Origin of the sequence: Pseudomonas sp. WC2, from assembly GCF_050586545.1 — a bacterium.
In the GTDB taxonomy this organism is placed as follows: Bacteria; Pseudomonadota; Gammaproteobacteria; order Pseudomonadales; family Pseudomonadaceae; genus Aquipseudomonas.
The window spans coordinates 133,563-157,677 of record NZ_JBOBDR010000012.1 but is presented as its reverse complement, the minus strand read 5'-3'; the positions used below and the strand labels follow the sequence as shown (position 1 = coordinate 157,677).

Here is a 24,115-nt window from a genome sequence, read left to right as displayed (position 1 = left end):
TCCGTGCTACCTCAGGGGTGATCCTGCTGCCAGTGTCGCCGCAAGTGCTCGAGCCGCTCCTGCTGAGTCAGCCCTTCCGAGAGCGACGGCAAGACCTCGCGCGGGTGTTGCAAGCGTAGCCACAGCCAGTCATCGAGCACGTGGCGATCAGAAAAACCCAGCACCAGACCCTGCTGGATGTGCCGCCACACCTGTGGATAAGCGACGTTGATCGATTGACTCCAGCGGTAGGCATGTTGTTCCAGCAAACAGCTTTGCAGGCGTTCGCGCTGCCGACGGCTGAGGGATTCTTCAATGCCCAGCGGGGCGACGGCCAACCGTGGATTGCGCAGATGCTGCCAGCCTTCACTGCCGATCGCCCGGTCCGCCCAGGTCCCGCCAAACCACTGCAGGTGCTGGATGGGGCCGAGCCAGCGACTCAGTTCGCGGGCATCGCAGGCATCGAAAAAGTAGCTGGCGGTCTGACGGTTGTAATAACTGAGCAACGCGCGGTGGCTGAGGCCGAAGGATACCGTGAGCATGCGCCGCAAATGCCCAAGCAGTTCCTCCACCGGCGCCGGGCTTTGCAGCAGCAGACCGCGCCAGGTCTGCGGATCACGCAGACATAACGCGCTTAGGGCCGGGCAACCTTGCAGCCTGATCAACAGCGGCCCGAGTTCACGCACCGACTGAAACTCGGTAGCGTCAAACAGCCAGAAACATTGCACGCCGGCGAATCCCTGACGCAACGTGCGCAGGGCCAGTGCGGTGTCCAGGCTGTCGAGCAGCAGCCATTGCGCAGGGATATCGCGCCTCGCGCCACTCATCGTCCGCCACTCTGTTCAAGGGCGGTGACCAAGCGGCAGGTGCATACCGACTGCGCACAGTGAGTAAAACTGCCGCCCCCCGGGATCAGGCACAACAGCAGCAACGGTTCTGCCGATTGCAGCAAGTGCCGCGTGCCGTCATTCATCGGCATCGGCGCTGTCGGCAACGGCAGCGATTCTTCGGGGTCAGCCACGGCGGCGGGACGTTGCAGGACGCCACTGATGACCGGCTGATCCGGATCGCCCTCCAGAAAACTCACCACCACTTCGACGCCTTCGCCCAGTGCCGCGCTCGGCGTATGCGCCAATGCCGGCGTCAACGGTAACCAGCAATGGCTGGGGGCGGCGCCTTCGCCCTGGTACAACCAGTCGAACTGCACGGCAACCGGACGCGAGCGATCGGGGCGCGGCTCGTCGACCTCCACCACCCAGGCCCGTTGCAGACTGTGCATGCGCCGTCTCGGGGGCGCAGCTGCCGCGACCCATTCCGATGCTTGTTCAAGCGCGAAGATTCGATTGCTGTACGCCGGTTCCTGAAATTGATCGGCATGATGCTCGACCCGGGTCAGCAACCAGCGCCGATTGCACTCGGGGAAAGGATGGCCGGTCAGCGGCAGCCATTGACCGCTGCGCAGCCCCGCCAGATCAGTCTGGCCTTCTGCGGTGCGCAACGTTTGCGTTGTGTGGGCATTCTCAACCTTGTCCTGAACCTGCCATTGCCGAACCGCTGGCACAGCGATTTCGTCAGCCACGGCAAACCGCGCCACCGCCGTCCTCGGCAAGCAGGCGGGATCATCGCCAAACACCAGGCAATGGCCATCGCGGCGGTGCTCGAAGTGATAGTGAATATGCGCCTGCTCGCACAAACGCTGGAGAAACTGCAGATCCGATTCGTGGTACTGCGTGCAGAAGGTGCGCGGCAGGTGTTCGCCGCTGCAGTCGAAGCGGCGCTGAGCACCGGTGATGCCGTGTTCCTTGAGCACTTGTTCAAGCATTTGCACCACGGATTGACCGCTGAAAATGCGTTGACTGAAACGCAACGCCAGACAACTCAACTTTGGCCCGAGCAGCACCCGGCACAACCGTGAGCCGCTGCCGTGTTCGTACTGGATCAGGCTCTGCAACTGGCCGTGCATGCCCTCATGCAAGGCGCCAAAACACAGAAACGCCGATCGGTACAACAAGCTGGCAAGGTCCAGTTGCGGATCGTCGATCACGACGTCGACTTCAAACGCGAACGGCTCGCTCAGAGCCTCGTTACCGGTAAAGGCCAGGACTTCGAAGGGGTCGGACAGACCCGCTACATCGAGACGAAACGTCGGCTCGTTGGTGGGATCGAACATTGGCGGATCTCTACAGGAGGGGCGGTCGGGGATTCTCGCCGAGAGCCAAGGCTGAGTAGAGAGCGCAACTACAACTTAGGAAATGACCTACGCGAAAAGCAGACCAAATGACTTTGCCGGCCAGGATCGCCTTCGATTTCGCGTGGATTTTGGGAAGGGTCCCACCGCGTCATCCGAAATTTCCGCAGCTTGCGGGAAAATTTCAGACAACCCGATGGGCAGGCATCCTGAGGTCAGGAAGACAGGTAGGAGGAGCGGGTCAGACCCAGACGCAAGGCATCGAGGAACTGCGTGCGCTCGCTGGCACTGATGCGGGCACTGGCGCACTTGTCGCGGTAGTGGGTCATCAGTTCTTCCGGCGACAAGTGCACGTAACGCAGCATGTCTTCGATGGTGTCGTGGGTCTCGATGCCGGCGTGGTAAACGCTGCCATCGGCGTTCTGGTAGATGTTCACCGAGTCGGTGTCACCGAACAGGTTGTGCATGTCGCCGAGGATTTCCTGATAGGCGCCCACGAGGAATACGCCCAGGAGATAATCTTCGCCTTCATTCAAACCGTGCACCGGCAGGCTGGTCTCGATGCTCTGCTCGTCGACGTACTGGTTGATCTTGCCGTCGGAGTCGCAGGTCAGATCCTGCAGCACCGCGCGACGCAGCGGCTCTTCGTCGAGACGGTGCAGCGGGATGATCGGCAGAACCTGATCGATCGCCCAAGTGTCCGGCAGGCTCTGGAATACCGAGAAGTTGCAGATGTATTTATCGGCCAGCTTGTCGTTGAGCTCGTCGAGCACCTGACGGTGCGAACGCTGACGCGCCTTCAGCGAGTTGTGCAGGCGCCGGCACACGGCGAAGTAGCACTGCTCTGCCAAGGCTTTTTCGGCCAGGGTCAGCTTGCCGTCAGCGTACTGCGCAGCCACGTCGCTCATGTAGTGCGTCGCGCGCCAGTAGGTTTCGGTGACCATTTCGATGTCGGTCGGACCGAGCAGATCAACCAGCCACTGCACGGTTTCCGGCAGCGCTTCCTTGTTTTCGATCTGCGGGATCTCGTCGTTGTGCTTCTCGACGTCGGTCACCTGCACCACCAGCATCGCGTGGTGCGCAGTCAGCGAGCGACCGCTTTCGGAGAAGATGTGCGGATGCGGCAAGGCCTGCGCGTCGCAGAACTCCTTAAGCATGCCGACCACGACACCGGCGTAATCGTCCATGTCGTAGTTGATCGAGCTGGCGTTGCGCGAGTGCGTGCCGTCGTAATCGACGCCCAGACCGCCACCGACGTCGATGTGATCGACCGGCAGACCGAGGTTGCGCAGTTCGCCGTAGTAACGGATCGCTTCTTTGAAGCCGTGCTGATAGTCAGCGAGGTTGGCGATCTGCGAACCCATGTGAAAATGCAGCAGGCGAATGCCCTGATCGAGACCGGCCGCGCGGAAGCGCTCAACCACCGACAGCAACTGCGCCGCCGACAGACCGAATTTGGATTTCTCGCCACCGGTGTCCGCCCACTTCGACGACGCCAGCGACGACAGCCGCACGCGCAGGCCGACCTGTGGCTTGACCTTCAGCGAGGCGGCCTCTTCGATGACCAGAGCGACTTCGGACTCTTTCTCGATGACGATAAATACGTTGTGGCCAAGCTTCTGGCCCATCAGCGCCAGACGGATGAACTCGCGGTCCTTGTAACCATTGCAGACGATGGTGCCGCCCTTCGGCGCCAGGGCCAATACGGCCAGCAACTCAGGCTTGGAGCCGGCTTCCAGACCGATGGACACGTCTTGGGTGGCGATGATGTTCTCGATCACCGCTTCTTGCTGGTTAACCTTGATCGGGTACAGCGCGGTGTATTTGCTCTGGTATTCCAGGCGCTCGATGTTCGCATCGAAAGCGCCGGTCAGCTGGCGGACGCGGTCTTGCAGGATATCGGGGAAACGAACCAGCAACGGCAAGGACAAACCGCTTTTGCGCAGTTGGTCGACTTGCTCGAACAGGTCGATAGGCGAGCTGCTCGGGCCGTTCGGACGAACTTCGACGCGACCGGCGTCATTGATCGCGAAATACCCGGCCCCCCAATGGCGGATCCCGTAAACACTGCGGCTGTCCGCAACTGTCCATTGGCTGCCATCGTCTTTGCGTGTGCGTCGTACGGACATCGAAGTCCCCTATAAAGAAGTCATAGTGCGTCGCCTGATCTCAGGCCGGCGCAGTCTAAAGTATGAAAATGACGGTTCGTCAGCGCGGCGGTAGACCGCACTGACTGCGTGGAGTTTAGAAACCGGTCATGAACAGGCTCTGTGAAAACCATGGAGACGACGCCGGATCTGAAGTGTTTCAGCGCCGGATCAAGCCGCAGATGGATTTCACAGAGGCTGCTAGCCGCCGGACTTCTTCGCTTTGAAACCGTGCTTGATCAGCTCAGCCAAGAGTAGCTCGACATGATCGCCCTGGATTTCGATGATGCCGTCTTTCAACGCCCCGCCAGTGCCGCAACGTTTCTTCAACGTTGTCGCCAACTCTTTGAGCGCATCTTCGGCCAGTGGCACGCCGGTGATGGTGGTCACCGTCTTGCCGCCACGGCCCTTGCTCTCGCGACGCACGCGGGCAATGCCGTCGCCGGCCGGAATCACGGTTTGTTTGCAGATACAGGCGTCCACCGGCTTACTGCATTCCGGGCAATGACGACCTGCGTCGGTGGAAAATACCAGGCCACCAAGGGCGGCGAAGGATGCGGCTTTTTTGGCCACCGGCAATCCTCTTGGGAGGACAAAGACAGATCGCAACCTTGGGCAAGGTCAGCGACCGCGAAGCCCCACTCAGGCAGGGGCAGCGCTACTGCACCGATGCTTCAATAAAAGCAGGACGGTGCAGCTTGAAAAGGTCGCGCAGTGTAACGGCAAAAATCCCGATTGCTAAGTGCCAATCAGCGCCAATTTATGTGTTCTTTGCGACGTCGCTTTGCTGCGCCTTGAGATAGCGCTTCAAGGCGGCCAGAGAGTCCGGGCAATAAGGCTTTTGCACGATTTCCTGCATGACCTGCTCGACCGGAATAAAGCGCGCTTCCAGCACTTCTTCCGGCTGCAGTTTCAGCGGGCCGTCCCATACCGCGGAAAACGCCGAACACCACAGACGGTTGCCGGTGTCTTCGAAGTAGAAATGGTCGTGGGCCGTCAGCTCGACACCGCTGACGCCCAATTCTTCTTCCAGCTCACGGGCGGCCGATTCGGCGTAAGTCTCGTCAGCCTGCACCATGCCGCCCGCCGCCACGTCCCAGTAACCGGGATAGATCGCCTTGCTCAAGGTGCGCCGGTGCACGCACAGCTCACCGGCGGAATTGAACAACATGATGTAGGTGCCACGGCCGATCAGCCCGCGTTCGCGCAAATCAGCACGCACCAGAGCGCCGAGCAGGTTGTCCTGCTCGTCGACCCAAGCGATCTGTTCAGCATCGGAGGCGGCGCGATGGGCCGCCTCTTTGGCGTTCTGACTCATGTATCAGCCCTGATTGAGCAGTTGACGCAAATCGATCACAGCGGCGTTGGCTCGGGAAATGTAGTTGGCCATGACCAGCGAATGGTTGGCCAGCACGCCGAAGCCACTGCCGTTGAGAATCATAGGACTCCAGACCGGTTCCTGCGAGGCTTCCAGCTCACGGATGATCTGACGCACGCTGACCGTGGCGTTTTTCTTCGCCAGCACATCGGCGAAGTCGACTTCGATGGCGCGCAGCAGGTGCGACAGCGCCCAGGCCTGACCGCGAGCTTCGTAGAATACGTTGTCGATCTGCATCCATGGGGTCTCGACGACTTCTTCATCAACCTGCGGCACTTCGCCGATGGCCGGGACTTCGGTTTTCAGCGCGGTGTTCAGTTTGACCCGGCCAACGCTGGCCGACAGGCGTTGCGACAGCGAACCGAGACGAGTGCCGACATCGCCGAGCCAGTTGTTCAGGTTGTCGGCGCGGGCATAGAACAGCGCGTTTTTCTGGGTCGGATCAGACAGGCGCGCCTGATAACGGCTCAGGGAATTGATGCCTTCCTGGTACTCCGACTCACTCGACGGCAGGATCCAGCTCTTGTTGTCGAAGTTGAAACGCGGCTCGGCCTTGGCCAGATCGGCATCTTCCGCCGACTGCGACTGAGAACGGGCGAAGTCTTTGCGCAAGGCGCGGGTCAGGTCACGCACCTGCACCAGCACGCCGTATTCCCAGCTCGGCGTGTTGTCCATCCACAGGCCTGGCGGGAAGCGGTCATTGGAAATGTAGCCGCCCGGCTTGTTGAGCAGCGTGCCGGCAACGGTCTTCAGGGTTTCGACCGTGGTGTAGCCGATCACCATCTGCTTGCCTTCTTTCTCGGCAGCCACTTGCGCGTTTTGTGCGACCGGAAACAGAGCCGGCTCCTGGCTCCAGTACCAGCCAAGGCCGATGGTCACCAGCAGATAGAGGCCGATCAGCGTGGCCAAAGCACGGCTGAACAGCACTCCGCCGACATAGCTGCGGGTGGCCGACTTGGGTTCAGCGGCACGTTCAGGCGCGCTGCCCGCGCGGTTTTTCCAGTCCAGCATGGCGATATCCTTTCAATCACTTGGGTTCAACGGTTCGACCACAACCATACAACAACGTGCCTTGGCCGGGCACCCGCTATTGGGACGTTGGAGAAAAACCTGCAATGGTCGCCCGAGAGCGAAAGGATAGACGCGCGATTCAGACGTTGAAAATTTTCAGGGAAATCTGCCGGACATCCTCCGGGGTAAATAGATGTGCGATGCCCGCTGCGTCAGTCTTGCGCTGGCTGGGGACACCGTCGACCGTTGCGGTGTACGCCTGCTGTGTCAGTGGCTCGCCGGTCATGCTGTCGACCAGACGGAAGATCTGCGGGGCTCGGGTAGGCTGCGCCGGGGGATTATTCATCAGTTCCAGCACCGCGTGATCAAAGATCGCCGCAGCGACCGGCCATTGGCCGAATTCGGCTTGTGACTTGAGTAACAGCCAGTCTCCGCGTTCGAGCTGGTCGAGTACCTCGCTGTCCAGATTGATCATCAAGCCCGATCGCAACTCATCGAGCCCTTCAAGCGCTCGTCGTTCCAGCAGAGCCTGACAGACTCGCTCCAACGCCTGATCCTGCGGATAGACATGCTGACGATCGGCCTCGCTCAGGTCCGCGTGATAAACCAGCCTCATCCCTGCCCCTCGCCTTGCCATTCGTCGGAACCCATCGTCCGGCTGACTTCGTGGCGCCAGTAGATACGCCGATAGCTGAAATGGATTTTCTCTAACTGCGTGAGATGAGAAGTGTCGGGGTCCTGGCAGTGCGGCATCAGTATTTCAGCGCCAACGATCACCGCGTCTTCCAGTTCCATCGTGTAGAAGTGTTCCTGAACACCCTGCGCCGAGGTGCGAAACCACTCCACCCGGCATTGGCTCAGCAACTCGCCGGAACACAACGCGGTATTGATCAGCGGCGAGGCCTTGTCGATGGTCTTGGTGACGATCAGCGGTTTATGCATCCGCCGCCCTGCCCCGGCGTTCTTCGGCACGAAAATCCCGTGGCTCAAGGCCTGAATCATGATCTTGTCTTCACGCCCGCTCTGGTAGCTGTTGCCCACTGACGCCTCGGTAAAAGCGCCGGCACTGATCAGGCCCTGTCGACTGCCGTGGAGGGTCATGAAGGCTGGGATGGGCATGGGGTGGCTCCTTTTGGGGGTTGGGGTGGGGGGGAATGGTGAGGTTCGAGGCGACCTTGTTCTTCCTCAAAAAGTCTCCACGCTTCGCCAATATCAAGGGTGATGAGATAGCGCTCTTGGTCGAGATGCCGCGAGTCTCTGAATCGCGCCAATATCAGCATCACTTGATACTTGTCGCCGGCCTGCCAATAGGCATGCCCTTGGAGCACGCCTGGTCTGAGGTAGGCCCGCCATTCGGGAGTATCAGCAATGGTGGGATAGCGCCGGGTTCCCACCGGCCTCCAGCCTTTTGCGCACCACTGGGCCTGCAGGTCGAGAACAACTTTCATGGCATCGTCGATCAGCAACGGCTCTATTTGCGGAGACATGCGGATGTCATCGACCACGTTGTCGTTGAAACCTACCGACAAAAACCGCGCAAGAGGCGTCTCGAAACCGTACTGCGAATCGACAAAGCGCAAACGTGCATCCGTCTTAGGAATGCCTCCCCAGATGTGACCCCGGATTAGTGGACTAAAAGGGGCCGTTGAGTGTTCGCGCATATTTTCATAAGTTCCTCCCAGCGCCAGAGCGATCACGGGGTCGCCCCACAATGGCTGCGTCAACTGACGCCAGGCAACCATTGTCAAAACAGCACAAAGCACCAGCCACACCCAACTGCGCCCGTTGGACCAAGAAAAACGCTTGATCATCAAGCACCCTCCATTGCGGCTACTTTTAGGATGGATTGTTCCGATGCATTCGAAGCCGGGCATGGACCGGCTCCTTCTTCGGGCTGGGGCGGGGGGGAATGGTTAGGTTCGAAGCGGCGGTCGTCTTCTTCGAATTGGAGCCACGGCTCCGCAATAGCGAGGGTAATGAGGTAGCGTTCCTGATCAGGGTGCCTGGAGTCCCTGAACCGCCCGAGAACCAGCATTGCCTGATACTTGTCGCCAGCCTGCCAATAGGACTGGCCAGCGAGCTCACCGGACTGGATATACGCCCGCCACTCAGGAGTATCCGCAATGGTCGGGTTGCGCCGTGTGCCAATCGCTCTCCAGCCTTTCGCGCACCATTGGGCCTGCAGGTCGAGAACAACTCTCATGGCATCGTCGATCAGCAACGGCTCTATTTGCGGAGACATGCGGATGTCATCGACCACGTTGTCGTTGAAACCTACCGACAAAAACCGCGCAAGAGGCGTCTCGAAACCGTACTGCGAATCGACAAAGCGCAAACGTGCATCCGTCTTCGGAATGCCTCCCCAGATGTGACCCCGGATTAGTGGACTAAAAGGGGCCGTTGAGTGTTCGCGCATATTTTCATAAGTCCCTCCCAGCTCCAGAGCGATCACGGGGTCATCCCATAATGGCTGCGTCAACCGGTGCGCGATGGCCAATGCCAAAACGGCAGAAAACACCAGCCACGCCCAACAGCGCCGTTTGAACAAAGCGATACGTGAGGTCATCAAGTGCCCTCCATGGCGGCGATTTCACTTATGGACTGCGCCAATGAATCTCTATTCTCGTCATTGAGCATTTGGTCAAAACGAGCTGCCGCCCGGAGCACGAACTCCATTCGCTGATCAATATCGGACAAATCAGCGAGTGGATGACTGCTGAAACTGATCGTCCGTCCGTCATCGACCCGCTGGCATTGACTGGTCATCGTCAACTCTATGGCCTGCGCAACGCCGGAAGGAAAACCAGTAACGAAAGAAAGATGATTGCCACGTAACAGGGTTACCAGATGGCGATTTTCGTAAATGGTCGGCTGAAGAATGTTTCGCTGCTCGTGCCTCGCAAGATGCTCCACGCTTTCGGCAATACTTCCTGCCTCTATAGCCTCGAAGGCCTTCACGACTTCCGGGAATCTCAAACCGAAGCGAAGTTGCTTCTGCCCCACTGGCCATAGCATTGGAAATTTTGCATGCCCATAGATGTTTTGCCGATCCTCAAGACACTTCTTCAACTCCCCCAACCCACGCACCGCATAAAACTGATGCAACGGATAAACATCCAGAAACAGCGTGGTATTACCCATCGCCATCATCTCGTACACATGCTGGAACTGTTGCTGCACCAATGACAGCTCTTCGCCGCTGGCGCGAAAATCCACGGACGGCACAGGATTACGCGCCTGCGCCTTTTCGTATTCCCGCAAGTCTTCAGCCTGCTCCGGCATTTGTCCCGGCGTCAGCAATCCGGACGCACGCCGCCCCTCCCGCACTCGCTGGCGCGCTTCGTGTTCTTCGCGGATACGTTCGATACTGTCAGCCGCGTGCAGCAAGCCGCAGCCCACCTGCTTGGACGCGAACGCTGCCAAACCGGCCCACTGGAATCGCTTGTCGTGTTGCCAGAGTCGGGCATACGCCGCGTTGATCGCTCGGTTGCGCTTGACCGGGTCAGCGATAAACACACCCTCGGGCGCAACGATTTCCTCGGCCTGGCGCTGATACGCGCGCCACAGGCACTGGCACGTGAGCACCGGCACCTCGGTCACGCGCACCTTTTCGCCATACAGCAATTCTTCGGTGCATTCACAATCGGCCACGGGCACGGTGTTGTGGTTCAGGCGTTGTTCATCGCTGGCATGTTCGTTGAAACACTGGCTCATGTCGGGCGGACAGCTTCTAGGGGAATCCCTGAACCCTACCAAGCAAAAAACGCTGTGAAACCACTTCGACGTAAAATCAGAAAGCCCTGTCAGACCATGACCATCCGAGGCCACGAAGCTTCGTCGCAAACGATAGGAAACGTCCCAAAGCCCCCGCGAGCCGGGTGTATAGCCGACGACCAGGTCGAATACAAAACCAATCGGTCAGAAACTGAATGGTGACGCATTGCAGATTATTGACGTACGACACGCGTGTAAGGGAAAAGAGGTGCTAGCATAGAGCCACCAGTCGATCTCAGCATGCAGCCTAACTAGTAGTCAGGATATGACCGAGCCAGAAGACCCCAGCCGTGAGCGTCTCAAGCACCACTTTGCCCAGCGGGTAATTCATCAGGCGCGTCAGATTCTTGAGATATGGCAGCGCCTGCAACGCAGTGAGTGGTCCACTGTCGACCTCGCCGAACTGAGCGAGGCGAACTTGCGCCTGCTGCGTTTCGCCGAGCGTTTCGAACAGCCCGAACACACGCATCTCGCGCGCCACATCGGTCAGTCGCTGGAAGCGGTGGACGCCAATCGCGGCCGCCTCAGCAGCGGCCTTATCACCGATCTCAATCGTTTGATGCAGCGTCTGTCGCGCACCGGCCTGCGCCATGGCGATCAACTCGATCAGACCTTCCTGCCGCCGCTGCGCAAACCGATTTACGTGATGCTGCAAGACTACGACCGTGCCGAGCGGTTGGCCAAGCAGCTGGAATTCTTCGGCTTGAGCGCGCAGGCGCTGGACAGCGTTTCCGCGTTTCGCTCCTCGATGGTCGAGCGCTTGCCAGCGGCAATTGTCATGGACGTGGACTTCAGCGGCGCCGGCATCGGCCTGAAACTCGCCGCCGAAGCGCAGATGGGTCTGGATGAACCGCTGCCGCTGCTGTTTTTCAGCCTGCACGAAACCGACACTCCGACCCGTCTAGCTGCCGTGCGCGCCGGTGGCCAGGAATTCCTCACCGGCACCCTCGAAGCTTCGAGCCTGCTGGAGAAGATCGAAGTCCTCACCTGCGTCGCCCAGTACGAACCTTATAAAGTCCTGATCATCGACGACTCGCGTGCGCAGGCCTTGCACACCGAACGCCTGCTCAACAGCGCCGGCATCGTCACGCGCACCCTGATCGAACCGATTCAGGCGATGGCCGAACTGGCGGATTTCCAGCCGGACCTGATCATCCTCGACATGTACATGCCAGCCTGCACCGGCACCGAACTGGCCAAGGTGATTCGTCACAACGACCGTTATGTCAGCGTGCCGATCATCTATCTGTCGGCCGAAGACGATCTGGACAAGCAGCTCGACGCGATGAGCGAGGGCGGCGATGATTTTCTGACCAAACCGATCAAGCCACGTCACCTGATCACCACCGTGCGCAACCGCGCCGCCCGCGCGCGCAATCTGAAAGCACGGATGGTGCGTGACAGCCTCACCGGTTTGTACAACCACACGCACATTCTGCAATTGCTCGAAGACTGCTCGTTCCGCGCCCGCCGCGAGAACAAGCCGCTGAGCTTTGCGATGCTCGACATCGACCATTTCAAACGGGTCAACGACAGCCACGGCCACCCGATGGGCGACCGTGTGATCAAGAGCCTGGCGCTGTTTCTCAAGCAACGTTTGCGCAAGACCGATTTCATCGGCCGTTACGGCGGCGAAGAATTCGCGATCGTCATGCCGGACACCGATATAGAAGCCGCGCACAAAGTCCTCGACGAGATCCGCCAACGCTTCGCCGAAATTCATTACCCGGCGCAGCCGCAGGATTTGTGGTGCACCTTCAGTGCCGGCGTGGTGGAAATGCACGACGACTGCGACAGCCTGATGATGGCCAGTCAGGCCGACGAGGCGCTGTACCGCGCCAAGGGTGCGGGACGCAATCGGGTGCAGACCGCGCGCGAATCAAAGCAAAGTGCCACTTTTTCATCGGAATCCACTGATTCGGTCATAACCCTGTAACAGAACCGCAATAAATTCAGGCGCTTACCATTTCTGCCGTTGGTAGCCGTCATGCGCCTGAAGTTGCTCACCAATCTCAATACTCTGCTGCTGGTTGCCGTGTGCGTCGCACTCGGCGCCACGCTGTGGTGGTCGCAAAAAGCTCTGGAACGCCCCTATCTATTGATGGAGCGCTATCTCGGGCTGTCGCAGCAATTTCAGAACGAGGTCGCACGCAACGTCGAGGATTACCTCGCCAGCGGCGATGCCCTGCGCCTGAGCAGCGCCACCCAGTCCATCGAAGCGTTGCAGAAAGAACTCAGTGAATTGCCGCCCGCGCTGGCCGACAGCCTGCGCCCGAGCCTGAGCGGTCTGGAAGAATTCAGCAAAACCGACCTGCTCGCCGCCGGCAAACTGGCCGGTGATCCGCAAGCGCTGCTGTTGCAGGCCGAGCGTGAATTGAGCGCCAGCCTCGATCAACTCAGCACCTACGCCAACGGCAACGCCGCTTATATGACCCCGCTGCTCATCGCCTCTCAGCATTTGGGCAAACTGTCGCTGGCGCGGGACAAACTGGTCAGCAGTGGTCGCAGTGAACTGGCGGCCGACGTTGAGCGCGAGGTGGCCAACATCCGCACACAGGCGCAGTTGATTGATGCCCTGCCCTTGCTTGGCGTGGTCGCCAACAACGAGTCCGGCAGTGATGATTTCGCCGCGATGATGGGTATCGAAAACACTGAGAAGGCTACCGCCGAAGACGCAGGTGTCAGCTTCAAACGCGAACTCAACAGCTTGCTCGGGCGCTACCCGGCTGAGCTGGCCCGCACTCGCGATCAAATCCAGAAACGCGCCGACCTCAGTACCGCGACTCACCAGAAAATCGCCGCCGTCCAGCAGGCCATCGCCGGACTCGAGCCGGTCGTACGCGCCCAACACGGGCAAATTCAGGGCGAAGTGCGCCTGATGCAAGGCGTGATGATCGGCCTGATTCTGCTGATCGCTCTACTGATCGACACCTTGCAGCGACGCCTGTCACGCACGCTGACCAGCCTCGCACCGGCCCTCTCGACTTGGGCCGAAGGCGACTTCAGTCGCGACATTCATCTGGGCAAAACCAACCGTGAACTGCACGACATCGAAGCCTCGTTGAACCGCTTGCGCGCCTATCTGGTGGATCTGGTCGGGACCATTCGCGGCAACGCCGAACAAGTCGCGGGCAGCAGCCGCACCCTCGCCGAATTGAGTAACGAATTGCACAGCGGCGCTGAACATCAGGCCGGCGACACCGCGTTGATCCGCGATTCCCTCGGCGAACTTGAAGCGACCATCCAGCAAGTGGCCGGCGATGCGCAGCAGGCTGCTGACGCCAGCCGTCATGCAGGATTGGCGGTTGAGCACGGCCAGACGGTGATCGGCCAAAGCTTGACCGGGCTGCACGCGTTGGTCGGCGAAGTTCAGGGCAACGCGCAGATGATCGAGCATCTGGCCGAGGAGTCGGCGACCATTGGAGGCGTGTTGACGGTGATTCGCTCGATTGCCGATCAGACCAATCTGCTCGCCCTCAACGCGGCGATTGAAGCGGCGCGCGCCGGAGAAATGGGCCGTGGTTTCGCCGTGGTCGCGGAAGAGGTGCGCTCGTTGGCACAGCGCACCGCCGGCGCGACGGCGGAAATTCAAACCCTGATCGCCGGCCTGCAAACCGCCGCCCGGCAATCGGTCGAAGGCATGCGCGCACAGGTCGAACACGCCGAAGCCACGGCCAGTCAGGCGCAAGCGGCGGACGGTGCGCTGGATAAAATTGTCGGCGCGATCCAGACGATTTCCGACACGGCGATTCGCATCGCCGACGTGACGGCGCAGCAGAGCGGCGCGGTCAGCGAGATTCGCGATCACAGCGAGCGCATTCATCAGTTGGGTGGCGATAACCTGGTGCGGATCGGTCGCGGCCGCGAACAAGGCGAGAACTTGCTGGTATTAGGCGGGCAACTGCATACCGCCGTTCAAGCCTTTCGCGTCTGACAAATCGCCTTCGCGAGCAAGCTCGCTCACACATTGGAGTGCATACCCCTGCTCGCGAAGGCGTGAGTCAAGACGCCACAAGTGACCGGATCTAATCTCTCAGTCACATATTTCGCGCAAACATCGGCCATCGTGCTGGCTATTGCATAGAACTGGACAGTCACAAAGTCTTTGCGGCATAGTCGCCGGGTTCTGAACATTGCTCACCCATAACAAGGACAACGCAGATGGCAACCCTACTGGTGCTGCACGGCCCCAACCTGAACCTGCTCGGCACCCGCGAACCCGGTACCTACGGTTCAACGACCCTGGCGCAGATCAATCAGGATCTGGAGCGTCGCGCCCGTGAAGCCGGCCATCATCTGCTGTATCTGCAAAGCAATGCCGAGTACGAATTGATCGACCGCATCCACGCCGCCCGCGGCGAAGGCGTCGACTTCATTCTGATCAATCCAGCAGCTTTTACGCACACAAGCGTCGCATTACGTGACGCGCTGCTGGGAGTGAGCATCCCATTCATCGAAGTGCATTTGTCCAACGTGCACAAACGCGAACCTTTCCGCCATCACTCTTACTTCTCCGACGTAGCGGTGGGAGTGATCTGCGGCCTTGGCGCCAGCGGTTACCGACTGGCCCTGGAGGCTGCGCTAGAACAGCTTGAAACACAGGCAACGACTTGAACTACAAGCGTTAAGCGCCCCTGACCGACCCTTGGGAGTTGATGATTCATGGATATCCGTAAAGTTAAGAAATTGATCGAATTGCTGGAAGAGTCCGGCATCGACGAGCTCGAGATCAAGGAAGGCGAAGAGTCCGTACGCATCAGCCGTCACAGCAAGACCCCGGCTCAGCAGTACTACGCACCGGCTCCGATGCAAGCGCCGGCTGCCGCACCTGTTGCTGCTCCGGTTGCTGCTGCAGCCCCGGCTGCCGCTGCTGCCCCTGCGCTGAACGGCACTGTTGCCCGTTCGCCGATGGTCGGCACGTTCTACCGTAAATCTTCGCCAGCCTCGCCAGCCTTCGTTGAAGTCGGCCAGACCGTGAAGAAAGGCGACACTCTGTGCATCGTCGAAGCCATGAAGATGATGAACCACATCGAAGCTGAAACCAGCGGTGTGATCGAGTCCATCCTCGTCGAAGACGGCCAGCCGGTTGAGTACGACCAACCGCTGTTCACCATCGTTTGAACTGCGGAGAGCCTTTGATGACTGCGAAGTTGGAAAAAGTTCTGATCGCTAACCGCGGTGAGATCGCCCTGCGGATTCTGCGTGCCTGCAAAGAGATGGGCATCAAGACCGTCGCCGTTTACTCCAAGGCCGACAAAGAGCTGATGCACCTGGGTCTGGCAGACGAATCCGTCTGCATCGGCCCGGCGTCTGCCGCTCAGTCCTACCTGCACATCCCGGCCATCATCGCTGCCGCCGAAGTGACTGGCGCCACCGCCATTCACCCAGGCTACGGTTTCCTCGCGGAAAACGCCGATTTTGCCGAGCAGGTCGAAAACTCCGGCTTCGCTTTCATCGGCCCTAAAGCCGAAACCATTCGCCTGATGGGCGACAAGGTATCGGCCAAGCACGCGATGATCGAAGCAGGCGTACCGACCGTTCCAGGTTCCGACGGCCCACTGCCGGAAGACGAAGAAACGGCGCTGCGCATTGGTCGTGAAGTCGGCTACCCGGTGATCATCAAAGCCGCTGGCGGCGGTGGTGGTCGCGGCATGCGCGTAGTGCACAAGGAAGAAGACCTGATCGCCTTCGCCAAACTGACCCGCACCGAAGCAGGCGCGGCGTTCGGCAACCCGATGGTGTATCTGGAAAAATTCCTCACCAACCCGCGCCACGTCGAAGTGCAGGTGCTGTCCGACGGCCAGGGTCACGCAATCCATCTGGGCGACCGCGATTGCTCGCTGCAACGTCGTCACCAGAAAGTTCTCGAAGAAGCGCCGGCACCGGGCATCGACGAGAAAGCGCGTGAGGAAGTTCTGGCTCGCTGCGTCAAGGCGTGCATCGACATCGGTTACCGCGGCGCGGGCACTTTCGAGTTCCTGTACGAGAACGGTCGTTTCTACTTCATCGAAATGAACACCCGTGTTCAGGTGGAGCACCCGGTTTCGGAAATGGTCACCGGTATCGACATCGTCAAGGAGATGCTCAGCATCGCCGCTGGCAACAAGTTGTCGTTCACCCAGGATGACGTGGTGATCCGCGGTCACTCGCTGGAATGCCGGATCAACGCTGAAGACCCGAAAACCTTCATGCCGAGCCCGGGCACGGTCAAGCATTTCCACGCTCCAGGCGGCAACGGCGTTCGCGTCGATTCGCACCTGTACAGTGGCTATGCCGTTCCACCGAACTACGACTCGCTGATCGGCAAGCTGATCACTTACGGCGCCACCCGCGACGAAGCCATGGCCCGCATGCGCAATGCCCTGGACGAAATCGTGGTAGACGGGATCAAGACCAACATCCCGCTGCACCGTGATCTGGTTCGTGACGAAGGCTTCTGCAAGGGTGGTGTAAACATTCACTACCTCGAGCACAAGCTGGCTGGCGAGAAGCACTAAGCTTCTGTCCGCACCAGACAAAGCCGCCTTCGGGCGGCTTTGTTGTTTCTGCAGGTTTCACAAATCCCTTGTGGAAGCGAGCCTGCTCGCGAAGAGGCCGAAACAGTCTCCGTCTTCATTGCTGAGCCACCGCACTCGCGAGCAGGCTCGCTCCCACAGGTTTCAAGCCACACAACATCTGCGCTACAAATGCTCCTCCCACAAACCGCCTGCGCTCGCGTAAACTTGCGCGCTTCTCGCAGGCCGCTAGGCTGCAATCAATATTTTTTCAAAGGTGCCCGCCATGCCTTGGCTGCAAGTACGTCTCGCCATCAGCCCGGAACAAGCCGAAACCTACGAAGACGCTTTCCTTGAAGTGGGCGCCGTATCGGTGACCTTCATGGACGCCGAAGATCAGCCGATCTTCGAGCCGGAACTCAATACCACGCCGCTGTGGGCGCACACGCACCTGTTGGCGCTGTTCGAGGGCGGCACGGAACCGGCACCGGTTCTGGCCCATCTGGAACTGCTGACCGGCAGCCCGCTGCCCGAGCATCACAGCGAAGTCATCGAAGATCAGGATTGGGAACGCAGCTGGATGGACGGTTTTGAGCCGATGCGTTTCGGTCAGCGCCTGTGGATCGTGCCGAGCTGGCACGCCGCGCCTGAGCCTGATGCAGTCAACCTGCTGCTCGACCCGGGCCTGGCGTTCGGCACCGGCACCCACCCGACCACCGCACTGTGCCTGGAATGGCTCGACGGCCAGGACCTGAAAGACTGCAACGTGCTGGATTTCGGCTGCGGCTCGGGGATTCTGGCGATTGCTGCGCTGCTGCTCGGCGCCAAAGAAGCGGTCGGCACCGACATCGACGTACAGGCGCTGGAAGCCTCGCGCGATAACGCCGGGCGCAACAACATCGCTGACGAACTCTTTCCGCTGTACCTGCCGGAAGACCTGCCGCAGGTCCAGGCCGATGTGCTGGTCGCCAACATTCTCGCCGGTCCGCTGGTTTCGCTGGCGCCGCAGTTGTCCGGGCTGGTCAAGACCGGTGGCCGTCTGGCGCTGTCGGGCATTCTGGCCGAGCAAGGTGATGAAGTCGCCGCCGCTTACGCCCAGGACTTCGATCTCGACCCGATCGCCAATCGCGATGGCTGGGTGCGCATCACCGGCCGTCGGCGCTAATATGACCGCCTGCACAATCCGGATCGCCGCATGACCGACAGCTTCGTCACCCAGTGCCCGCATTGCCAAACCAGCTTCCGTGTCAGCCATGCTCAATTGAGCGTGGCCCGCGGGGTGGTTCGCTGCGGCTCCTGCCTGCAAGTGTTCAACGCGGCCAAACAGCTGCTGGAACAACACGCCGGCAAGGACGCGGTGACGCCGGTTGCGCCGCCGCTCGCTGAAGTCGCGTCGCCTGCCGAACCGGTGCCGGTCATCGAAGCGCCTGCCGTCGTCGAACCGCCCGCGCCGCGCGCCATCAACCAAAAGCAATGGAGCGCCTCGGAGCTGGATCTCGACAGCCTCGATCTGGACGAAGAACTCGCTCGCCTCGAACAACGGGAAATCCAGCCGATCAGCGAACTCGGCCGGTCTCGCGAAGATTCCCTTAGTGCACGTCGCGACAGCCCGGAGCCGGATGAAGCGGTGTGGCCGGACAGCCTGTTCAGCGAGCCCGCCGACGAGCGTACGGCAGAACCGGCGGACGAGCCGCGAGTGGTCGAGTTCGAACCGGCCAGATCCGCGCGCACCGAGCCTTCGCTGTCGCTGGAACCGGTGGATCTGGATGACGAGCCGGCCATTCCGCAATTGCGTTTGCACGATCCGATTGACCCGAACGCCCGTCGCGAGCGCTTTTCCGCCAGCGACGAAACCGAAGACGACGACCTGCCAACCCTCGTGCCGGTACGCAAAAAGCGTGAACGCGCAGACTCCGGCTCGCGCGCCGAAGTGTTGCAGGACCTCACTGACGATCCGTTGCAACTGGATTGGCAGAAGCGCCGTTCCCCTTGGGGCCGACGTCTGCTCTGGCTGCTGTTGGTACTGATCGCCGCTGCCGGCCTCGGTGGCCAATACGTTGCCTATCATTTCGAAGAGCTGGCGCGTCAGGACCAATACCGTCCCTGGTTCCAGCAAATCTGCCCGCAGATCGGCTGCACCGTGCCGTCCAAGGTCGACATCGCCCGGATCAAGAGCAGCAATCTGGTCGTGCGCAGTCACCCTGAATTCAGCGGCGCACTGGTGGTCGACGCGATCATTTATAACCGTGCGACGTTCTCTCAGCCGTTTCCCTTGCTGGAACTGCGCTTTGCCGACCTGAACGGCCACTTGATCGCCAGTCGTCGCTTCAAACCTGGCGAATACCTCAACGGCGATCTCGAAGGCATGGCGGAAATGCCGCCGCAGACGCCGATCCACATCGCGCTGGATATCCTCGATCCAGGACCAAAAGCGGTGAATTACAGCCTGAGTTTCCACTCGCCCGAGTGAATCGCATCATCGTTTCTGAATTGACGGCAGTTTTCTGACTTTGCGCCAGGCAACCAAACCGCTGGCAATAACAGAATAACTGTTCAGATTTTGTTCAATTCAGCCTTTATCCAGTCATCGAGAGCGGGTATCATGCCAACCCTTTTTCGAACTCTCATGATCCGGCCCCACTTCAGGGAAGTCCTATGTCGGCGGTACGCATCGGCCCATATACATTGCAGAACGGCTTGATCCTCGCCCCGATGGCGGGCGTCACCGATCAGCCCTTTCGTCAGCTGTGCAAGCGTCTGGGCGCAGGGCTGGTTGTCTCGGAAATGGTCACCAGCGACATGAGCTTGTGGAACACCCGCAAGTCGCGCCTGCGCATGATCCACGAAGGCGATCCCGAGCCGCGCTCGGTACAGATTGCCGGTGGCGATGCGCAGATGCTCGCGGATGCGGCCCGGGCCAATGTCGAGTTCGGCGCACAGATTATTGATATCAACATGGGTTGCCCGGCAAAGAAGGTCTGTAACAAGGCTGCCGGTTCCGCGTTGTTGAAGGACGAAGCACTGGTCACCGAGATCCTGCACGCCGTCGTGGCGGCAGTTGATGTGCCGGTGACCCTGAAGATCCGCACCGGTTGGGATCGCGACAACAAGAACGGCCTAACCGTGGCGAAGATCGCCGAGCAGGCCGGGATCACCGCGCTGGCAGTGCATGGCCGCACTCGCGCCGATCTGTACAAGGGCGAAGCCGAGTACGACACGATTGCCGCGATCAAGCAGGCCGTGTCGATTCCGGTGTTTGCCAATGGCGACATCGATTCGCCGGAAAAGGCCCGATACGTGCTCGACGCGACCGGTGCCGATGGCCTGTTGGTAGGCCGTGCCGCTCAAGGGCGGCCATGGATTTTTCGCGAGATCGATCATTACCTGCGCACGGGCGAGAAATTGCCGGCGCCGGAGCTGATCGAGGTGGAACACATTCTGCTAGAGCATCTGGCTGCACTTCACGCTTTCTATGGGGACGTGATGGGCGTGCGCATTGCTCGAAAGCATGTGGGCTGGTATCTCGCAACCTTGCCGGGCGCCAAGGAGTTTCGCGCCCACTTCAATCGTTTGGATGGTACGGAAACACAATGCGCCAATGTTCGGGAGTTCTTCGCCGAGCATTACAAGAGCCTGACAGGGGACGAAGAAGGGGTGGCCGCATGACGATGATGACCGAGACTTTAGTGAGTGGAACAGCACCCGTGAGCGACAACGTGAATTTGAAACAGCACCTCAACACCCCGAGCGAAGAAGGTCAGACCCTTCGCGGGAGTGTCGAGAAGGCGCTGCACAATTATTTCGCCCACCTTGAGGGCGCGTCCGTCACGGATGTGTACAACCTGGTGCTCTCCGAAGTCGAGGCTCCCCTGCTCGAAAGCGTGATGAACTACGTCAAGGGCAACCAGACCAAGGCCAGTGAGCTGCTGGGACTTAACCGCGGCACGCTGCGCAAGAAACTCAAGCAGTACGATCTGCTGTAAGCATTCAATCAAACCAGAAAGGCGCCCGCGTAAAAAACGGTCGCCTTTTTTGCTGACTTCCTTTGCTTTTGATGGAAATTGAGATGACCGACCAGACTACCCGCCTGCCGATCCGCCGCGCCTTGATCAGCGTTTCCGACAAGACCGGGATCCTCGAATTTGCCAAGGAGCTCGAAGCTCTGGGCGTCGAGATCCTCTCCACCGGCGGGACGTTCAAGCTGCTGCGCGACAACGGTGTTGCCGCGGTGGAAGTCGCGGATTACACCGGTTTCGCCGAGATGATGGACGGTCGGGTGAAAACCCTGCACCCGAAAATCCACGGCGGCATCCTCGGTCGTCGCGGTATCGATGACGCCATCATGAGCGAGCACGGCATCAAGCCGATCGATCTGGTTGCCGTCAACCTCTACCCGTTCGAAGCCACCATCAACAAGCCAGGCTGCGACCTGCCGACCGCTATCGAAAACATCGACATCGGCGGCCCGACCATGGTCCGTTCGGCAGCGAAAAACCATAAAGACGTAGCAATCGTGGTGAATGCCAGCGATTACGCCAGCGTGTTCGAAGGCCTCAAGGCCGGTGGCCTGACCTACGCTCAGCGTTTCGACCTGATGCTCAAGGCGTTCGAACACACCGCTGCCTACGACGGCATGATCGCCAACTACATGGGCACCGTGAATCAGGCCGCCGAAACCCTGAGCACTGAAGGGCGCAGCGAGTTCCCGCGCACCTTCAACAGCCAGTTCATCAAGGCCCAGGAAATGCGCTACGGCGAGAACCCGCACCAGAGCGCGGCGTTCTACGTTGAAGCCAAGCCTGCCGAAGTCGGCATCGCCACCGCGACCCAACTGCAAGGCAAAGAGCTGTCGTACAACAACGTGGCCGACACTGACGCCGCGCTGGAATGCGTGAAGAGCTTCGTCAAGCCAGCCTGTGTGATCGTCAAACACGCCAACCCGTGCGGCGTTGCAGTCAGCCCGGATGCTGAAGGCGGCATCCGTCAGGCCTACGAACTGGCGTATGCCACCGACACCGAGTCGGCGTTCGGCGGCATCATCGCGTTCAACCGTGAACTGGACGCCGAGACCGCCAAAGCGATCGTCGAGCGTCAGTTCGTTGAAGTGATCATCGCCCCAAGTGTCAGCGAAGAAGCCCGCGCGATTGTTGCGGCCAAAGCCAACGTGCGCCTGCTGGCCTGCGGCGAGTGGTCGGCTGACCGCGCTGCTGCGTGGGACTACAAGCGCGTCAACGGCGGCCTGCTGGTACAGAGCCGTGATATCGGCATGATCAGCGCCGATGACCTGAAAGTGGTGACCAAACGCGCCCCGACCGAACAGGAAATCCACGACCTGATCTTCGCCTGGAAAGTCGCCAAGTACGTTAAATCCAACGCCATCGTCTACGCCAAGAACCGTCAGACCATCGGTGTCGGCGCTGGCCAGATGAGCCGCGTAAACTCGGCGCGTATCGCGGCGATCAAGGCTGAGCATGCCGGTCTGCAAGTCGCAGGCTCGGTGATGGCGTCGGACGCGTTTTTCCCGTTCCGCGACGGTCTCGACAACGCAGCCAAGGTCGGCATCACTGCGGTGATCCAGCCGGGTGGCTCGATGCGTGACAACGAAGTGATTGCTGCTGCTGATGAAGCCGGCATCGCCATGGTCTTTACGGGCATGCGCCACTTCCGTCACTGATTATTGCTTGATCGTACCCACGCTTTGCGTGGGCACGCAGCCCGGGACGCTCCGCGTCCCTTGGACGCAGAGCGTCCGTAGAGGCATTCCCACGCAGAGCGTGGGAACGATCAGCCCCCACAGAATTAGCGTCATCCGAGGTTTTTGAAATGAATGTTTTGATCATTGGCAGCGGTGGCCGTGAACACGCCCTGGCCTGGAAAGTGGCTCAGGATCCGCGTGTGCAGAAGGTTTTTGTCGCTCCGGGCAACGCTGGCACCGCCAGTGAAGCCAAGTGCGAGAACGTCGCCATCGACGTGCTGGCCCTTGAGCAACTGGCCGACTTCGCCGAGAAAAACGTTTCCCTGACCATCGTCGGCCCGGAAGTGCCACTGGTGGCTGGCGTGGTTGATCTGTTCCGCACTCGTGGCCTGGACTGCTTCGGTCCAACCGCTGGCGCCGCGCAACTGGAAGGCTCGAAAGCCTTCACCAAGGATTTCCTTGCGCGCCACAAGATTCCAACCGCTGATTACCAGAACTTCACCGAGATCGAGCCGGCCCTGGCTTATCTGCGTGAGAAAGGCGCGCCGATCGTGATCAAGGCTGATGGCCTGGCCGCCGGTAAAGGCGTGATCGTCGCGATGACCCTGGCTGAAGCCGAAGATGCCGTACGCGACATGCTCGCTGGCAACGCTTTCGGTGACGCCGGTTCGCGCGTCGTGATCGAAGAATTTCTCGACGGTGAAGAAGCGTCATTCATCGTCATGGTCGACGGCAAAAACGTTCTGCCGATGGCCACCAGCCAGGATCACAAACGTGTGGGCGATGGCGACAGCGGCCCTAACACTGGCGGCATGGGTGCATACTCCCCTGCCCCGGTGGTCACCGCCGACGTGCACCAGCGCGTAATGGATCTGGTGATCTGGCCGACCGTGCGCGGCATGGCGGAAGAAGGCAACGTCTACACCGGTTTCCTCTATGCCGGTCTGATGATCGACAAGGCCGGCAACCCGAAAGTCATCGAGTTCAACTGCCGCTTCGGCGATCCGGAAACCCAACCGGTGATGCTGCGTCTGCAGTCGAGCCTGGTGCTGCTGGTCGAAGCTGCGCTGGCGCAAGCGCTGGACAAGGTTGAAGCGCAGTGGGATCCACGCCCGAGCGTCGGCATCGTGCTGGCCGCTGGCGGTTACCCGGGCGACTACGCCAAAGGCGCGGCGATCAACGGTCTGGATGCAGCGGCCAGCCTGGAAGGCAAAGTCTTCCACGCCGGCACTGCGTTGAAGGACGGTCAGGTCGTCACCGCCGGTGGTCGCGTACTCTGCGCCACTGCGATGGGCGCCAGCGTCGGTGAAGCTCAGCAGCAAGCGTACAAGCTGGCCAAGGCCATCGACTGGGAAGGTTGCTTCTACCGTAACGACATTGGCTACCGCGCCATTGCCCGTGAACGTGGCGAAACCCAGGAATAAGCTGTCGTTCAAGTCTGGCGAGGAA

22 protein-coding genes are annotated in these 24,115 nt (G+C 60.1%); 11 read left to right on the top strand and 11 right to left on the bottom strand.

Annotation, left to right across the window (positions count from 1 at the left end):
- Positions 1 to 11: 11 nt before the first annotated feature.
- The 11 genes from ACQ4OE_RS16585 to ACQ4OE_RS16535 all read right to left on the bottom strand — a co-directional run bounded on the left by ACQ4OE_RS16585 (position 12) and on the right by ACQ4OE_RS16535 (position 10,417).
- Positions 12 to 806 carry a DUF4123 domain-containing protein gene (locus ACQ4OE_RS16585; RefSeq protein WP_430947255.1) on the bottom strand — a complete coding sequence of 265 codons (795 nt, stop codon included), beginning with the start codon at positions 804 to 806 and terminating at the stop codon, positions 12 to 14.
- Positions 803 to 2,149, bottom strand: coding sequence for a type VI secretion system Vgr family protein (locus tag ACQ4OE_RS16580; protein ID WP_430947254.1), 1,347 nt, complete (start codon positions 2,147 to 2,149; stop codon positions 803 to 805). The genes ACQ4OE_RS16585 and ACQ4OE_RS16580 overlap by 4 nt, the downstream gene beginning before the upstream one ends.
- Positions 2,150 to 2,382: 233 nt before the next feature.
- The gene (gene speA, locus ACQ4OE_RS16575) at positions 2,383 to 4,296 is read right to left on the bottom strand and encodes an arginine decarboxylase (RefSeq protein WP_430947253.1); all 1,914 of its coding nucleotides are present in this window, start codon (positions 4,294 to 4,296) and stop codon (positions 2,383 to 2,385) included.
- A gap of 219 nt (positions 4,297 to 4,515) precedes the next feature.
- The gene (locus ACQ4OE_RS16570; RefSeq protein WP_007914613.1) at positions 4,516 to 4,887 is read right to left on the bottom strand and encodes a translation initiation factor Sui1; all 372 of its coding nucleotides are present in this window, start codon (positions 4,885 to 4,887) and stop codon (positions 4,516 to 4,518) included.
- A 187-nt stretch (positions 4,888 to 5,074) separates the two neighbouring features.
- The gene (locus ACQ4OE_RS16565; protein WP_430947252.1) at positions 5,075 to 5,632 is read right to left on the bottom strand and encodes an NUDIX hydrolase; all 558 of its coding nucleotides are present in this window, start codon (positions 5,630 to 5,632) and stop codon (positions 5,075 to 5,077) included.
- 3 nt (positions 5,633 to 5,635) lie between these two features.
- Positions 5,636 to 6,703: a DUF2333 family protein gene (locus ACQ4OE_RS16560; protein ID WP_064388778.1), complete on the bottom strand. Its 1,068-nt coding sequence runs from the start codon at positions 6,701 to 6,703 to the stop codon at positions 5,636 to 5,638.
- A 139-nt stretch (positions 6,704 to 6,842) separates the two neighbouring features.
- Positions 6,843 to 7,319 (bottom strand): hypothetical protein, encoded by a 477-nt coding sequence (locus ACQ4OE_RS16555; protein WP_430947251.1) that lies wholly within the window; start codon positions 7,317 to 7,319, stop codon positions 6,843 to 6,845.
- On the bottom strand, positions 7,316 to 7,822 hold the full coding sequence (locus tag ACQ4OE_RS16550; RefSeq protein ID WP_122593677.1) for an Hcp family type VI secretion system effector: 507 nt from the start codon (positions 7,820 to 7,822) through the stop codon (positions 7,316 to 7,318). The genes ACQ4OE_RS16555 and ACQ4OE_RS16550 overlap by 4 nt, the downstream gene beginning before the upstream one ends.
- Positions 7,801 to 8,514, bottom strand: a complete 714-nt coding sequence (locus tag ACQ4OE_RS16545) for a hypothetical protein (RefSeq protein ID WP_430947250.1) — start codon at positions 8,512 to 8,514, stop codon at positions 7,801 to 7,803. Before ACQ4OE_RS16545 ends, ACQ4OE_RS16550 begins: the two co-directional genes overlap by 22 nt.
- Complete coding sequence (locus tag ACQ4OE_RS16540; protein ID WP_430947249.1) at positions 8,514 to 9,269, bottom strand: hypothetical protein; 756 nt, start codon at positions 9,267 to 9,269, stop codon at positions 8,514 to 8,516. Before ACQ4OE_RS16540 ends, ACQ4OE_RS16545 begins: the two co-directional genes overlap by 1 nt.
- Positions 9,269 to 10,417 (bottom strand): DUF2515 family protein, encoded by a 1,149-nt coding sequence (locus ACQ4OE_RS16535; protein ID WP_430947248.1) that lies wholly within the window; start codon positions 10,415 to 10,417, stop codon positions 9,269 to 9,271. The genes ACQ4OE_RS16540 and ACQ4OE_RS16535 overlap by 1 nt, the downstream gene beginning before the upstream one ends.
- 325 nt (positions 10,418 to 10,742) lie before the next feature.
- Between ACQ4OE_RS16535 and gcbA the strand changes: the two genes are divergently transcribed.
- From gcbA to purD, 11 genes are all read left to right on the top strand, one after another.
- Entirely contained in the window at positions 10,743 to 12,413 is a 1,671-nt protein-coding gene (gene gcbA / locus ACQ4OE_RS16530; RefSeq protein ID WP_430947247.1) for a diguanylate cyclase GcbA, read from the top strand.
- A gap of 51 nt (positions 12,414 to 12,464) precedes the next feature.
- Positions 12,465 to 14,411, top strand: a complete 1,947-nt coding sequence (locus ACQ4OE_RS16525) for a methyl-accepting chemotaxis protein (protein ID WP_430947246.1) — start codon at positions 12,465 to 12,467, stop codon at positions 14,409 to 14,411.
- A gap of 227 nt (positions 14,412 to 14,638) precedes the next feature.
- Entirely contained in the window at positions 14,639 to 15,091 is a 453-nt protein-coding gene (aroQ, locus tag ACQ4OE_RS16520; protein ID WP_007914604.1) for a type II 3-dehydroquinate dehydratase, read from the top strand.
- 48 nt (positions 15,092 to 15,139) lie between these two features.
- On the top strand, positions 15,140 to 15,598 hold the full coding sequence (gene accB / locus ACQ4OE_RS16515) for an acetyl-CoA carboxylase biotin carboxyl carrier protein (protein ID WP_141125794.1): 459 nt from the start codon (positions 15,140 to 15,142) through the stop codon (positions 15,596 to 15,598).
- A 17-nt stretch (positions 15,599 to 15,615) separates the two neighbouring features.
- Positions 15,616 to 16,974, top strand: a complete 1,359-nt coding sequence (gene accC / locus ACQ4OE_RS16510) for an acetyl-CoA carboxylase biotin carboxylase subunit (protein WP_038360556.1) — start codon at positions 15,616 to 15,618, stop codon at positions 16,972 to 16,974.
- Between the two features lie 283 nt (positions 16,975 to 17,257).
- Positions 17,258 to 18,136: a 50S ribosomal protein L11 methyltransferase gene (gene prmA / locus ACQ4OE_RS16505; protein ID WP_122593688.1), complete on the top strand. Its 879-nt coding sequence runs from the start codon at positions 17,258 to 17,260 to the stop codon at positions 18,134 to 18,136.
- Between the two features lie 30 nt (positions 18,137 to 18,166).
- The gene (locus tag ACQ4OE_RS16500) at positions 18,167 to 19,441 is read left to right on the top strand and encodes a DUF3426 domain-containing protein (RefSeq protein WP_430947245.1); all 1,275 of its coding nucleotides are present in this window, start codon (positions 18,167 to 18,169) and stop codon (positions 19,439 to 19,441) included.
- Between the two features lie 185 nt (positions 19,442 to 19,626).
- Positions 19,627 to 20,637: a tRNA dihydrouridine synthase DusB gene (dusB, locus tag ACQ4OE_RS16495; protein WP_122593692.1), complete on the top strand. Its 1,011-nt coding sequence runs from the start codon at positions 19,627 to 19,629 to the stop codon at positions 20,635 to 20,637.
- Positions 20,634 to 20,954, top strand: coding sequence for a DNA-binding transcriptional regulator Fis (gene fis / locus ACQ4OE_RS16490; protein WP_003221275.1), 321 nt, complete (start codon positions 20,634 to 20,636; stop codon positions 20,952 to 20,954). The genes dusB and fis overlap by 4 nt, the downstream gene beginning before the upstream one ends.
- 83 nt (positions 20,955 to 21,037) lie before the next feature.
- A complete protein-coding gene (purH, locus tag ACQ4OE_RS16485) occupies positions 21,038 to 22,645 on the top strand; it encodes a bifunctional phosphoribosylaminoimidazolecarboxamide formyltransferase/IMP cyclohydrolase (protein WP_430947244.1) in 1,608 nt (535 codons plus the stop codon).
- 149 nt (positions 22,646 to 22,794) lie between these two features.
- The gene (gene purD / locus ACQ4OE_RS16480) at positions 22,795 to 24,090 is read left to right on the top strand and encodes a phosphoribosylamine--glycine ligase (protein ID WP_430947243.1); all 1,296 of its coding nucleotides are present in this window, start codon (positions 22,795 to 22,797) and stop codon (positions 24,088 to 24,090) included.
- The last annotated feature ends 25 nt before the right edge of the window (positions 24,091 to 24,115 follow it).